Below are 15,010 nucleotides of genomic sequence, written 5' to 3'. Positions count from 1 at the left end.
GTCATGACCGGCCGAGTTCGTTGTCGATGAGGTCGAAGAGTTCGTCGTCGCTGGCGCCGTCCATCCGGTCCTCGATGGAGGCGGCCACCCCGGCCGCCGTGCCGTCGCCGTCGGCCGGGATGGCCGCCGGGTCGTCGAGGCGGCGCAGGAGCTCCCGGAGCCGCCCGGCCAGCCGTTCGCGGTCCGCCGGGTCGTCGGGGAGGCCGTCGAGGGCGCCTGCCAGGCGGTCCAGTTCGGCGAGGCCGGGGAGCGGGCCGGGTCCGGCGTCGGGGAGCAGTTCGGCGGCGAGGTGTGCGGCGATCGCGGCCGGGGTGGGGTGGTCGAAGAGCAGGGTGGCCGGCAGCGGGTGGCCGGTTGCGGCGCGCAGCCGGTTGCGCAGTTCCACCGCGGTCAGCGAGTCGAAGCCGACCTCCAGCAGGCCGCGTCCGGGCTCGACCGCGGCCGGGCCGCTGTGGCCGAGCACCAGGGCGGCGTGCGAGCGGACCAGGTCGAGCAGGACCCGGCCGCGCTGGGTCTCGTTGAGGGAGCCGAGGCGCTGCTTCAGGGCCTCGGGCCCGTCGGGGCCGGTGCCGGCCGCGGGGCCCGCGGCGCCGCGCCGGGCGGCGGGGCGCACCAGGCCGCGCAGCAGGGCGGGGACGCCGCCGGTGGCGGCCTGGGCGCGGACGGCCGCGGTGTCGAGCCGCAGCGGGAGGACGACCGGCTCGTCGAGGGTGCCGGCCGTGTCGAAGAGCGCCAGTCCCTGGGCCGGGTCGAAGGCGACGATCCCGCCCCGGGCGATCCGTCGCAGGTCGGCCTCGGTGAGCCCGCCGGTCATCCCGGTGCTGTTGGCCCACAGGCCCCAGGCGAGGGAGCGGCCGGGCAGCCCATCGGCGCGGCGCCGGTGGGCCAGGGCGTCGAGGAAGGCGTTGGCGGCGGCGTAGTTGCCCTGGCCCATGCCGCCGAAGATCCCGGCGATGGACGAGAACAGGACGAACTCGGACAGCTCCAGGCCGGCGGTGAGTTCGTGCAGGTTGATCGCCGCGTCCACCTTGGGGCGCAGGACGTGCTCCAGTTGCGCGGGCGTCATGGTGGCGACGACGCCGTCGGCCAGCACGCCCGCGGCGTGCACCACCCCGGTCAGCGGGTGCGTGGGGGGCAGGGCGGCCAGCAGGGCCGCGAGGGCGTCGCGGTCGGCGGCGTCGCAGGCGACGATCTCGGCGTGCGCGCCCAGGGCGGCGAGTTCGGCGAGGAGTTCCGCCGCGCCGTCGGCGGCGGGGCCGCTGCGGCTGGTCAGCAGCAGGTGCCGGACGCCGTGTTCGGCCGCGAGGTGGCGGGCGACGTGGGCGCCGATGGCGCCGGTGCCGCCGGTGATCAGGACGGTTCCGTCGCCGCCCCAGCCGGGGGTGCGCCCGGTGACGGCCAGCGGTACCCGGGCCAGCCGGGCGACGTGGACGGCTCCCGCCCGGATCGCGAGCTGGGGTTCCCCGGACGCGAGGGCTTCGGCGAGCAGCGCGGGCGGGTTCTCGTGGGTGTCCAGGTCCAGCAGGACGAAGCGGTCGGGGTTCTCGGTCTGCGCCGAGCGGACCAGGCCCCAGAGCGCGGCCAGGGCCGGGTCCGGGACGTCGTCGCCGGTCACCGGGACCGCGCCCGAGGTGACCAGGACCAGTTTGGCCCCGGCCAGCCGCTCCTCGGCCAGCCAGTCGCGCAGCAGGGCGAGGACCGTGCCGAGTCCGTCGTGGACCGCGTCGCGGAGGGTGCCGGGCGGCGCGTACGGGGCCGAGGCGGGCGGGCAGGCGGCCAGCACCAGCCGGGGCGGCGGGGCGCCCGCGTCGAGCAGTGCGGACAGCGCGGCGAGGTCGGTGACCGTGCGGCCGGGGAGTGTCCCGGTGCCGAGCACGGTCCAGGACTCCGGGTCGAAGGCGGTGCCGGCCGCCGTCGCGGCGCGCTCGGGCAGGGCCTGCCACTCGGGGCGGAACAGTTCCTCGTGGTGTCCGGCGCGGGTGGCCTTGAAGCGGTCGCGCGAGACGGGCCGCAGGACCAGGGAGCGGGCCGAGAGCACCGGCCGCCCGGTGGCGTCGGTCACCTGCACGGCGACGGCGTCGCGGCCGGTCGGGGTCAGCCGCAGCCGGAGTTCGGCGGCCCCGGAGGCGTGCAGGCGCACGCCGTTCCAGGAGAACGGCAGCCAGCCCTGCGCGGGCCCCTCCAGGACGTCGAACACCAGTGAGTGCAGGGCGGCGTCCAGCAGGGCCGGGTGCAGGCCGAACGCGGCGGCGTCCGGCCGCTGCTCCTCGGGCAGGCTCGCGAGGGCGTACACCTCGTCGCCGAGCCGCCAGGCCGCGCGCAGGCCCTGGAACGCGGGGCCGTAGGCGAACCCGCCGCCCGCGAAGCGGTCGTACAGGCCCTCCGTGTCGAGGGGGACGGCTCCGGGCGGCGGCCAGGCCTCGGGGTCCGCCGGGTCGGCCGGGTCCGCGGCTCCGGTGGAGCCGAGCAGGCCGCTCGCGTGCCGGGTCCAGGGGGCGTCGGGGCCGTCGTCGGCGGCCCGGGCGTGGACGCTCAGCGGACGGGTGCCGGCGGCGTCCGGGCTTCCGACGGTGAGCTGGAGTGCGACGGCTCCGCCCGCCGGGAGCACCAGCGGTGCCTCCAGGGTCAGTTCCTCGACCTGGTCGCAGCCGACCTGGTCGCCCGCGCGGACCGCGAGTTCCAGGAACGCGGTGGCGGGGAACAGCACCCCCTCGTAGACGCCGTGGTCGGCCAGCCAGGGGTGGCTGCGGACCGAGAACCTGCCGGTGAAGAGGAAGCCGTCGGAGTCCGCGAGTTCCGTTCCGGCGCCGAGCAGCGGGTGGTCGACCGCCTGAAGTCCGGCTGCGGGCAGTCCGGCCGCGGCCGGGCCGGCCTGCAGCCAGTAGCTGCCGCGCTGGAAGGCGTAGGTCGGCAGGTCGACGGCGGAGCCGGCCGGGCCACCGGAGTGGACGGCGTCCCAGTCCACGGGGACGCCCGTGACGTGCAGCCGGGCCAGGGCGGCCGTCGCCGCGGGTGCTTCGGGCCGGTCCTTGCGCAACAGGGGTATCAGCACCGGGCTGCCGGTGGCGCCGGTCAGGCAGTCCTGGCCCATGGTGGTGAGCGCGCCGTCGGGTCCGAGTTCGAGGAACGCGGTGACGCCGTCGCGTTCCAGATGGCGTACGCCGTCCTGGAAGCGGACGGTGCCGCGCACGTGCTCCACCCAGTAGTCCGGCGAGCCGAGCTGCTCGGCGGTGGCCGGCTCGCCCGTCAGGTCGGAGATCACCGGGACGGCGGCCTCCCCCGGGACGATCCGGGCCACGACCTCGCGGAACTCGGCGAGCATCGGCTCCATGAGGGGCGAGTGGAAGGCGTGGGAGACCCGCAGCCGCCGGGTCTTGCGGCCGCGCCCGGCGAGCACGGCGGCGATCTCGTCCACCGCCGCCGCGTCGCCGGAGACCACGGTCGAGGCCGGGCCGTTGACCGCGGCGAGGCCGACCTCGCCCTCACGGCCCGCGAGCAGCGGCAGCACCTCCTCCTCCCCGGCGGCGAGGGCGACCATCGCGCCGCCCGCCGGGAGGGCCTGCATCAGCCGTCCCCGCGCGACCACCAGCGCCGCGGCGTCGGGCAGGGTGAACACCCCGGCGACGTGGGCGGCGGCCAGCTCTCCCACGGAGTGGCCGAGCAGCCGGTCGGGGCGAACGCCCCAGTGCTCGACGAGGCGGAACAGGGCGACGCCGAGTGCGAACAGGGCGGGCTGGGCGTACTCGGTGCGGTCCAGCAGGCCGTGGCCGGGGTCGCCGGGGGCCGCGTCGATCACCTCCCGCAGCGGGCGGTCGAGCAGCGGATCGAGTTCCGCGCAGACCGCGTCGAAGGCGTCGGCGAAGACCGGGAACCGTGCGTACAGTCCGGCGCCCATGCCGGTGCGCTGGCTGCCCTGGCCGGGGAACAGGAAGGCCGTCTTCGCGGCCGGGCCGGTGATCCCGCGCACCAGGTCCGCCGACGGCTCGCCGGCGGCGAGGGCGGCGAGCCCCTGGAGCAGGGCCTGCCGGTCCGTGCCGGTGAGGGCGGCCCGGTGTTCGAAGGCGCTGCGGTGCAGCGCGAGGGAGCGCCCCAGGTCCGCGACGGCGAGCGCCGGGGCCTGCTCCACGTGCCGGAGCAGCCGGGCCGCCTGCTCGCGCAGCGCGTCCGCGCCGCGAGCGGAGATCAGCCAGGGCAGGGCGGGCGCGGCGGGCGCGTCAGGGACGGCGGTGGGCGCCGGGGCCGGTTCGGTGGGCTGTTCGAGGATGGTGTGGGCGTTGGTGCCGCTGACCCCGAAGGAGGACACCGCGGCCCGCCGGGGGCGGCCGGTCTCCGGCCACGGGGTGTCGTCGGTGAGCAGCCGGACCGCGCCGGCCGACCAGTCGACGTGCGGGGTCGGCGTGTCGACGTGCAGGGTGCGCGGCAGTGTCCCGTGCCGCATGGCCTGCACCATCTTGATGATGCCGGCGACTCCGGCGGCGGCCTGGCTGTGTCCGATGTTCGACTTCAGCGACCCCAGCCACAGCGGCTCCCGCTCGCCGCGTTCCCGGCCGTACGTGGCCAGCAGCGCCTGGGCCTCGATCGGGTCGCCCAGCTTGGTCCCGGTGCCGTGCGCCTCCACCGCGTCCACCTCGGCGGCGGTCAGTCCGGCGTCGGCGAGGGCCGCCCGGATGACCCGCTGCTGGGAGGGACCGTTGGGGGCGGTCAGGCCGTTGCTGGCGCCGTCCTGGTTGACGGCCGAGCCGCGGACCAGGGCGAGCACCGGGTGGCCGTTGCGCCGGGCGTCCGAGAGGCGTTCCAGGACGAGCAGTCCGGCACCCTCGGCCCAGGAGGTGCCGTCGGCGGCGGCGGCGAACGGCTTGCAGCGGCCGTCCTCGGCGAGCACCCGCTGCCGGCTGAACTCCACGAACGCGCCCGGGGTCGACATCACGGTCACGCCGCCGGCCAGCGCCAGCGAGCATTCGCCGGCCCGTAGCGACCGGGCCGCGAGGTGGACCGCGACCAGCGACGAGGAGCACGCCGTGTCGACGGTCACCGCGGGCCCTTCGAGGCCGAGGCTGTAGGAGATCCGCCCGGATGCCACGCTGCCCGCGCTGCCGATGCCGAGGTAGCCCTCGAACTCCTCGGAGGGCTCGGTGACGCGCGACCCGTAGTCGTGGTGGCTGCAGCCGACGAAGACGCCGCTCGCGCTGCCCTTGAGGGAGAGCGGGTCGATGCCGGCCCGCTCGAACGCCTCCCAGGAGAGTTCGAGCAGCAGCCGCTGCTGGGGGTCGATGGTCAGCGCCTCGCGCGGGGAGATCCCGAAGAAGGCCGGGTCGAAGCGGTCGGCGTCGTGCAGGAAGCCGCCTTCCCGCGCGTAGGTGCTGCCGGCCCGGTCCGGGTCCGGGTCGTAGAGGCCGTCGAGGTCCCAGCCCCGTCCGGTGGGGAAGCCGGTGATCGCGTCCCGTCCGCCCGCGACGAGCTCCCACAGCTCCTCGGGGGTGCTGATGCCGCCGGGGTAGCGGCAGCTCATGGCGACCACGGCGATCGCCTCGTCCTCGGGCACCGCGGCGGCCGCGGGCGGCTGCCCGGGGGCGTCGGGTGCCTCGGTGGCGGGCTCCCCCGGCAGTTCGGCGCGCAGGTGTCCGGCCAGGGTGGTGGCCGTGGGGTAGTCGAAGGCCAGGGTCACCGACAGGCGCAGGCCGGTGGCCGCCGCGAGCCGGTTGCGCAGTTCGACGGCGATCAGCGAGTCGAAGCCGATGTCCTTGAACGCCTGGTCGGGTCCCACCGCCTCGGGCCCGGGGTGGCCGAGCACGGCGGCGACCTCGCGGCGGACCAGGTCCAGCAGGGCCCGGTCGCGTTCCGCCGGGGGCAGTGCGGCGAGCCGCAGGGCCGGCGGCTCGGCGCCGTCGGCGCCGCCCCGGGACCCGGCCGCGGCGGCGAGCGCTTCCCGCACCTCGGGCAGGTCCCCGACGGCGGCGCTGGGCCGGAGCGCGGTGAACGCCCGGGTGAAGCGGTCCCAGGCGAAGTCGGCGACGAGGACGGCCGTGTCGTCGTGGTCGAGGGCCTGGTGCAGCGCGGTGGTGGCCACGGCGGGGTCCATGGCGGGCAGGCCGTCGCGGATCAGCCGTTCGGCGACCGCTCCGGAGGCGAGGCTCTCGCCGCCCCACAGGCCCCAGGCCACCGAGGTGCCGGGCAGTCCGAGGTCGCGGCGCTGCCGGGCCAGGGCGTCGAGGTAGGCGTTGGCGGCGGCGTAGCTGCCCTGGCCGGTGCCGCCGAGGGTGCCGGCGAGCGAGGAGAACAGCACGAAGGCGGTCAGGTCGAGTCCCCGGGTGAGCGCGTCGAGGTTGCGTGCGCCGTCGAGCTTGGGGCGCAGGACGCCGGCCGCGCGTTCGGGGGTGATGGAATCGATCACCCCGTCGTCGAGGACGCCCGCGGTGTGCAGGACGGCGCGCAGCGGGCGCTCGGCCGGAATGCCGGCGAGCAGTTCCGCCAGTGCGTCGCGGTCGGCGACGTCGCAGGCCACCGCGGTGGCGTCGGCGCCGAGTCCGCGCAGTTCGGCGAGCAGGGCGTCGGCTCCCGGGGCCTGTGCGCCGCGCCGGCTGGTGAGCAGCAGGTGCGCGGTGCCGGTGCGGGCGAGCCGGCGGGCGATCTGGGCGCCGAGGCCGCCGGTGCCGCCGGTGATCAGGACGGTGCCCTCGGGTGTCCAGTCGCGTGCGGGGGCGGTGTCGCCGAGTCCGGCGTGGACGACCCTGCGGCCGTAGACGCCGGTGGCGCGCACCGCCAGCTGGTCCTCGCCGTCGCGGTTGGTCAGGGCTTCGGCGAGCCGGGTCGCGGCCCGGTCGTCGAGCCGTCGCGGCAGGTCGACCAGGCCGGCCCAGCGCTGCGGGTACTCGACGCCGGCGACCCCGCCGAGGCCCCAGGCCAGGGCTTGGAGGGTGCTGTCGATCCGGTCGGAGCGGCCGACCGACACCGCGCCCCGGGTGGCGCTCCAGAGCGGGGCGTCGGTGCCGAGGTCGCCCAGGGCCTGGAGGAGCGCGACGGTCAGGGTGAGGCCGAGGGGGAGCGCCGATCCGTCGCCGTGCGGTTCCTCGGCCAGGGCGAGCAGCGACAGGATTCCGGCGGGCGGCCCGTCGGCGCGGTCGTGGGCGTCGCGGAGCAGTGCGGCGAACCGCGTCCGGTCGGTCGCGTCGTGGCCGGCCTCGACCAGGACGGGGGTGGCGCCGTGTCCGCGCAGGGCGTCTGCGGCGAACGCGACGGCCGGGTCGTCGGCGGCGACGGCCGGGGCGACGAGGAGCCAGCTGCCGGTGAGCCGGGGCCGCTCGGGTGCCGGCAGGGGCTTCCAGGCGACCCGGTAGCGCCAGCTGTCGGCGGTCCGGTCGTCGGCGCGGCCGCGCGCCCACTCGGCGAGGGTGGGCACCAGGGAGGCGAGGGAGGCCCGCAGCTCTCCGTCCTCGACCCGCAGGGTGGTGGCGAGGGCGTCCACGTCCGCGCGGTCGACCGCCGCCCAGAAGCCGGAGTCGGCCGGGCCGGCGCCGGTCGCGGCGGCCGGGCCGGCCGCGGCGTCGGCGGGCCGGCCGGGGGTGGCGTCCAGCCAGTAGCGCTGCTGCTGGAAGGCGTAGGTGGGCAGGGGCCGCTTGCGCGCGCCGGTTCCGGCGAACACCGCGTCCCAGTCCACCGGCAGTCCGCGGACCTGGACCTCGGTGAGCGCGGCGAGGAAGCGGCCGGGGCCGCCCTCGGTGCGGCGCAGGGTGCCGACGACGGCCCCGTCGCCGACCCCGGCCGCCTCGACGGCCTCCTGGATCCAGACGGTCAGCGCGGGGTGGGTGCTGCACTCGACGAAGGTGTGGTGCCCGTCGGCGACGAGCGCGTCGAGCGCCCGGCCGAACTCCACCGGCCGCCGCAGGTTCTCGTACCAGTACGCGGCGTCCAGGTCCAGGGTGTCCACGGGGCCGCCGCTGACCGTCGAGTAGAACGGGACGGCGGAGGTCCGCGGCGCGATGCCGCCGAGCAGGGCGAGCAGTTCCTCGCGGAGCTCCTCCACCTGGGGCGAGTGTCCGGCGAAGTCCACGCCGGGGACCGGCCAGGCCAGGACGCCCGCCTCGGCGTACTGCTCGCGCAGCCGTTCCAGTGCAGCCGGGTCGCCGGAGACCGTCACCGACGTCGGCCCGTTGACCGCGGCGACGTCGAGTGCCCCATCGTGGGCGGACAGTGCCTCGCGCACGGCTTCGACCGGCTGCGGCACGAACAGCATGCCGCCGCGTCCGGTCAGGGCCAGCAGGGCCCGGCTGCGCAGGGCGACGATCCGGGCCGCGTCGTCCAGCGAGAGCGCGCCGGCCACGCAGGCGGCGGCGATCTCGCCCTGGGAGTGGCCGACCACGGCGTCGGGGACGATCCCGTGCGCCCGCCACAGCTCGGCCAGCGACACCATCACCGCCCACAGCACCGGCTGCACCACGTCCACCCGGTCGAGCGGGGGCGCGTCGGGCGCGTCGCGCAGGACCGCGAGCAGCGACCACTCCAGGTGCGGGGCGAGGGCGCGTTCGCAGGCCGCGATCCGGTCGGCGAAGACCGGGGCGTGGTCGAGCAGTTCCCGGGCCATGCCGGCCCACTGGGTTCCCTGGCCGGGGAAGACGAAGACGGTCCTGGCCGACCGGGCGACGGTGCCTTGGACCAGGCCGGGTGCGCGCTCTCCGGCGGCCAGCGCGGCCAGGCCGCCCAGCAGGGTCGCCCGGTCGCCGCCGACGACGGCCGCGCGGTGCTCGAAGGCGGTCCTGGTGGTGGCCAGCGAGTAGCCGACGTCGGCGGACGGCAGCTCCGGCCGCTCCGTCAGGTACGCGTGCAGCCGCTCCGCCTGGGCCTTCACCGCCTCGGCGGTCCGCCCGGACAGGACCCACGGGACGGCGGCGGGTGCGGGCAGGGCGGGTGCGGGCCCGGCGGGCAGGGCGGGTGCGGGCTCGGCCGGCGGCTGTTCGATGACGACGTGGGCGTTGGTGCCGCTCAGGCCGAACGAGGACACTCCGGCCCGGCGCGGCCGGCCGGTCTCGGGCCAGGGGGTGGCCTCGGTCAGCAGGGCGACGGCGCCCGCCGTCCAGTCGACGTTCGGGGTCGGCCGGTCGATGTGCAGGGTGCGCGGCAGTTCGCCGTGCCCCATGGCCAGCACCATCTTGATGATGCCGCCGACGCCGGCGGCGGCCTGGGTGTGCCCGATGTTCGACTTCAGCGACCCGAGCCACACCGGCCGGCCGGCCGGCCGGTCCTGGCCATAGACGGCCAGCAGCGCGTCGGCCTCGATCGGGTCGCCCAGCCGGGTGCCGGTGCCGTGCGCCTCGACGGCGTCCACGTCGGCGGCCGACAGCCGGGCGTTCGCCAGCGCGTCGCGGATCACCCGCTGCTGGGCCAGGCCGCTGGGCGCGGTCAGTCCGTTGCTCGCGCCGTCCTGGTTGATCGCCGAGCCGCGCAGCACCGCGAGTACCGGGTGGCCGTTGCGGCGGGCGTCCGAGAGACGTTCCAGGAGCAGCAGGCCCACGCCCTCTGCCATGCCGAAGCCGTCCGCCGAGGCGGCGAAGGACTTGCAGCGCCCGTCCTCGGCAAGCCCGCGCTGCCGGCTGAAGCCGGTGAACGACAGCGGGGTGCCCATCACCGTGGCGCCGCCCGCCAGGGCCAGCGTGCACTCGCCCGAGCGCAGCGACTGCGCGGCGAGGTGGACCGCCACCAGTGACGAGGAGCAGGCCGTGTCCACGGTCACGGCGGGCCCCTGGAGGCCGAGCTGGTAGGCGACCCGCCCGGACAGGACGCTGGTGGAGATGCCCGCGATGAACAGGCCCTCCAATTCCTCGGGGATGTCGCGCAGGGTGCCGCCGTAGCCCTGGTAGGAGGCGCCGGCGAAGACGCCGGTCGGGGTGCCGCGCAGGGTGGACGGGTCGATGCCGGCGCGCTCGATCGCCTCCCAGGAGGCTTCGAGCAGCAGTCGCTGCTGCGGGTCCATGGCGAGGGCCTCGCGCGGGGAGATCCCGAAGAACCCGGGGTCGAAGCGGTCCGCGTCCCTGACGAATCCGCCCGCGGCGGCGTAGCTCCGGCCGGGCCGGTCGGGGTCCGCGTCGTACAGCGTGTCGAGGTCCCAGCCCCGGTCGGACGGCAGCCCGGAGACGGCGTCGTGCCCGTCCGCGACCAGGCGCCACAGGTCCTCGGGGGTGCGGACGCCGCCGGGGTAGCGGCAGCTCATGGCGACGATCACGATGGGGTCGTCGTCGGCGGCGGGTAGCGCCGTCGGGGGCTGCCGGACGGTGGCGGGCTCCCCGGCGGCACCCAGCAGGCCGGTCTCCAGGCGTCCGGCGAGCGCGGTCGCCGACGAGTAGTCGAAGACGACGGTGACCGGGAGCCGCAGGCCGGTGGCGGCGTTGAGTCGGTTGCGCATGTCCACGGCGGTCAGGGAGTCGAAGCCCAGCTCGCGGAAGGCGCGGCCGGGGGCGACCGCGTCCGGCGAGTCGTGGCCGAGGACGGCGGCCGCGTGGGTCCGGACCAGGTCGACCAGCACCCGGGTCCGCTCGGCCGCCGGGAGCGGCGCCAGCCGGTCGCGAAGCGCCGAGGGGGTCCCCCCTGCACCGGTCCCGCCGGTCTCCGGTCCGGCGGCCAGCGCGCTGCGCACCTCGGGGAGTTCCCCGATCAGCGGGCTGGGGCGCGCCGAGGTGAAGACCGTCGCGAAGCGGTCCCAGTCGATGTCGGCGACCACGACCACCGTCTCGTCGTGGTCCAGGACCTGCTGGAGCCCGGTGATCGCGACCGCGGGCGGCATGAAGAGCACGCCGTGGCCGCGCAGGGTCTCCTCCGCCAGTTCGGCCGCCATCCCGCCGGCCCCGCCCTCGGGGCTCCAGATGCCCCACACCACGGAGGTCGCGGCCAGGCTGCGGCTCCTGCGGTCCTCGGCGAGGCCGTCGAGGTAGGCATTGGCGGCGGCGTAGGCGCCGTGGACGGCGCTGCCCCACACCCCGGAGATGGAGGAGAACAGCACGAACGCGTCGAGGGTGTCCCGGTCGAAGAGCAAGTCCAGGTTCCGGGCCCCGCCGACCTTGGCGTGCAGGGTGTCGGCGAACTCGTCCGCGTCGGTGTCGGGCAGTGGCACCAGCAGCCCGGCCCCCGCGGCGTGGAAGACGGTGCTGATCCGGTGGCCGTCCTGTTCGAGGCCGTCCTTCAACGCACGCAGGGCCTGAAGGTCGGCGACGTCGCACGAGGCCAGGGTGACCCGGGTGCCGAGCGCGGCCAGTTCCTCGGCGAGCTCCGGCGCACCCGGCGTGTCCGGGCCGCGCCGACTGACCAGCACCAGGTGCCCGGCTCCCCGCCGGGCCAGCCAGCGCGCGATCTGCGCGCCGATCCCGCCGGTACCGCCGGTGATCAGCACGGTGCCCCCGGGCCGCCAGCTCCGCCGCGGCGCGGTGTCGCCCAGGGCGGACCGGACCAGCCGCCGGCCGTGGCAGCCGGTGGCCCGGACGGCCACCTGGTCCTCGTCCCCGGCCTGGCCGGCCAGCACCCGGCACAGCCGCCCGGCGGTGTCCGGGTCCAGGACCTCCGGGAGGTCGACCAGACCGCCCCAGCGCTGCGGGAACTCCAGCGCGGCGACCCGGCCCAGGCCCCAGAGCAGGTTCTGCGCGGCGCTGACCCCGCTCCCGGTGTCCGTGCCCCCGACCGACACCGCGCCCCGGGTCGCCCACCACAGGGGCGCGCCGATCCCGGCGTCGCCGAGGGCCTGCACCAGGGCCAGGTTGAGCGCGGTGCCCAGCGGGACGGAGGGGTGTTCCGGGTGCGGGCGCTCGTCGAGGCCCAGCAGCGACAGCACTCCCGTCACCGGTCCTGGCAGCGCGTCGAGGGACGCGCGCACCCGGTCGGCCAGCACGGTGCGGTCGGCCGCCGCCTCGGTGATCCGTATGTGGACCACCGAGGCCCCGGCCTGCTCCATGGCGTGGACGGTCGCCTCCGACCGGCGTGCCCCGTCCTCGGACTGGCCGTCCGACGACAGCACGAGCCAGCTGCCGTCCAATGCGACCGCCGGGCCCTCGGGCAGGGCCCGCCAGGTCACGCGGTAGCGCCAGGAGTCGACCACCGAACGCTCGGTGCGCTCGGTGCGCCAGCTGGCGAGCGCGGGGAGCACCACGTTCAGCGGGTCCTCGGGCGCCACCCCGAGGGCGGTGGTGAACCGGTCCAGGTCACCCCCGCCCAGGGCCTCCCAGAAGTCGTCGCCCGCCGCGGACGTCCCGGACGGACCGCCCGCCGCAGGGCCGGTGTCCTCCAGCCAGTACGGGCGGCGCTGGAAGGCGTAGGTGGGCAGGGAGACGCCGCCCGGACGGTGTCCGGCGAACACCCGGTCCCAGTCGGGCAGCAGGCCGCCCACGTGGGCCTCTCCCAGGGACGTCAGGAAGCGGTCGAGGCCGCTCTCGCCGCGCCGCAGCGTGCCCACGACCACGGCGGGGCCCTGCGCGGAACCGGCGGTGTCGGCCGCGTCGGCGGTCTGCTGGACACCGAAGGTGAGCACGGGGTGCGGGCTGGACTCGACGAAGAACCGGAAGCCCTCCCCCAGCAACGCCTCCGTGGCCTTCCCGAACTCCACCGTCTCCCGCAGGTTCCGGTACCAGTACTCGGCGTCCAGGAACTTCGTGTCCAGCCAGCCGCCCGTCACCGTCGAGAAGAACGGCACCCCGCCCGAGACGGGCACGATGCCGTCCAGGTCGGAGAGCAGCTGCTCGCGGACCTCCTCCACATGCGCGGAGTGCGACGCGTAGTCGACCTCGATCACACGCGCCCGCACACCCTCCCCGACCAAGGCCTCGACCAGTGCCGCCACCGCGTCCGCGTCACCCGACACCACCGTCGACGACGGACCGTTCACCGCCGCCACCGACAACCGGCCCGCGATCCGCTCCCGCACCGCCTCGACCGGCAGGGGAACCGACGCCATCCCGCCACGGCCCGCCAACGCCCCCACCGCACGGGAACGCAGCGCCACCACCCGTGCCCCGTCGTCGATGCTCAGACCGCCCGCCACCACCGCCGCGGCGATCTCACCCTGCGAGTGGCCGACCACCGCGTCCGGAACGACACCGAACGAACGCCACACCTCCGCCAGTGACACCATCACCGCCCACAGCACCGGCTGCACCACATCGACCCGCGCCAACAGCGCCTCCGAACCCAACGCCTCCGCCAACGACCAGTCGACATAAGGCGCCAGCGCACGCCCGCACTCCGCCATCCGCCCCGCGAACACAGCCGATTCGGCCAGCAACTCCGCGGCCATCCCCACCCACTGCGAACCCTGACCCGGGAACACCAACACCGAACGGCCGGACGACACACCGTCGCCCCGCACCAGGCCCGGCACCGAGCGGTCCTCCGCCAGCGCCTTCACGCCGTCGAGCAGCCGGTCCGGGTCGGTGCCCACCACGACGGCCCGCCGCTCGAAGGCGGTACGCGTGAGGGCGAGGGCGCGGCCGGTGTCGGCGGCCCGCAGGGGTCCGGGGGCGGTGCCCAGGTGTGCCAGCAGCCGGGCCGCCTGGGCGCGCAGCGCTTCGTCGGTACGCCCCGAGAGCACCCAGGGCAGCGGGTGCGGATCGCCGTCGGCCGCGGTTTCGGCCACCGGTTCGGCTTCCTCCGCCGGGGCCTGTTCCAGGATCAGGTGGGCGTTGGTGCCGCTGACGCCGAAGGCGGACACGCCGGCCCGGCGCGGCCGGTCGACGGCGGGCCAGTCGCGGGCCTCGGAGAGGACTTCCACGGCACCCGACGACCAGTCCACCATGGGCGTCGGCCGGTCCGCGTGCAGGGTCCTGGGCAGTTCGCCGTGCCCGATCGCCAGCACCATCTTGATGACGCCGCCGACGCCGGCCGCCGCCGAGGTGTGGCCGATGTTGGACTTCAGCGAGCCCAGCCACAGCGGCCGTTCGGCGGGCCGTCCCTGGCCGTACGTGGCCAGCAGGGCCTGCGCCTCGATCGGGTCGCCCAACCGCGTCCCCGTACCGTGCGCCTCCACCACGTCCACGTCCGACACGGTCAGCCCCGCGTCCGACAGCGCCGCCCGGATCACCCGCTGCTGCGACGGACCGCTGGGCGCCGTCAGACCGTTGCTCGCACCGTCCTGGTTCGTCGCCGAACCGCGGATGACGGCCAGTACCGGGTGTCCGTTGCGGCGGGCGTCCGACAACCGCTCCAGCAGCAGGACGCCGGCGCCCTCGGACCAGCCGGTGCCGTCCGCGTCCGCCGAGAACGCCTTGCAGCGGCCGTCGGCCGACAGTGCGCGCTGGCGGCTGAACGCCACGAACGGGTCGGGGGTCGCCATCACCGACACCCCGCCGGCCAGGGCCAGCGTGCAGTCGCCCGCCCGCAGGGCGCGGATCGCCAGGTGCAGGGCGACCAGGGAGGAGGAGCAGGCCGTGTCCACGGTCACCGCGGGCCCTTCCAGACCCAGGGTGTAGGCGATCCGGCCGGAGACCACGCTGCTCGCGGTCCCGGTGTCCAGCAGGCCCTGGACCTCGGGGAGGTGGCGCGAGCCCGCGCCGTAGCCGTTGCCGATCGCCCCGAGGAACACGCCCGTGCCGGTGCGCCGCAGCGCGCGGGGGTCGATCTCGGCCCGCTCGACCGCCTCCCAGGCGGTCTCCAGGGCCAGCCGCTGCTGCGGGTCCATCGACAGGGCCTCGCGCGGCGAGATGCCGAAGAACTCCGCGTCGAACTCGGCCGCGTCGTGCAGGAAGCCGCCGTGCCGGGTGTAGGAGGTGCCGGGCCGCTCGGGGTCCGGGTCGTAGAGGCCCTCCAGGTCCCAGCCGCGGTTGACCGGCCAGGCGGAGACCGCGTCGGCGCCCCGGGAGACCAGGTCCCACAGGAGTTCGGGCGTGTCGGCGCCGCCGGGGTAGCGGCAGGCCATGGAGACGATGGCGATCGGTTCGTGGCGGGCCCGCTCGGCCTCGCGCAGCTGCCTCCGGGCGTCACCGAGGTCCGCGGTGGTGCGCCTGAGGTAGTCGAGCAGCTTCTTGTCGTCGGACATCAGTGCCAG

General features: G+C 76.4%; 1 protein-coding gene. It reads right to left on the bottom strand.

Annotated elements, in window-relative coordinates:
- Position 1 precedes the first annotated feature (1 nt).
- Positions 2–15,001 (bottom strand): type I polyketide synthase, encoded by a 15,000-nt coding sequence (locus tag ACGF0D_RS17745; protein WP_392917100.1) that lies wholly within the window; start codon positions 14,999–15,001, stop codon positions 2–4.
- Positions 15,002–15,010 lie beyond the last annotated feature (9 nt).

This window comes from Kitasatospora sp. NPDC048298 (assembly GCF_043201465.1).
Classification (GTDB): Bacteria; Actinomycetota; Actinomycetes; order Streptomycetales; family Streptomycetaceae; genus Kitasatospora.
This window is presented reverse-complemented; position numbering and strand designations above follow the sequence as displayed.

Excerpts from the sequence above, each read along its gene's own strand:
- ACGF0D_RS17745 (WP_392917100.1), bottom strand. The coding sequence starts at position 15,001 with ATGTCCGACGACAAGAAGCTGCTCGACTACCTCAGGCGCACCACCGCG.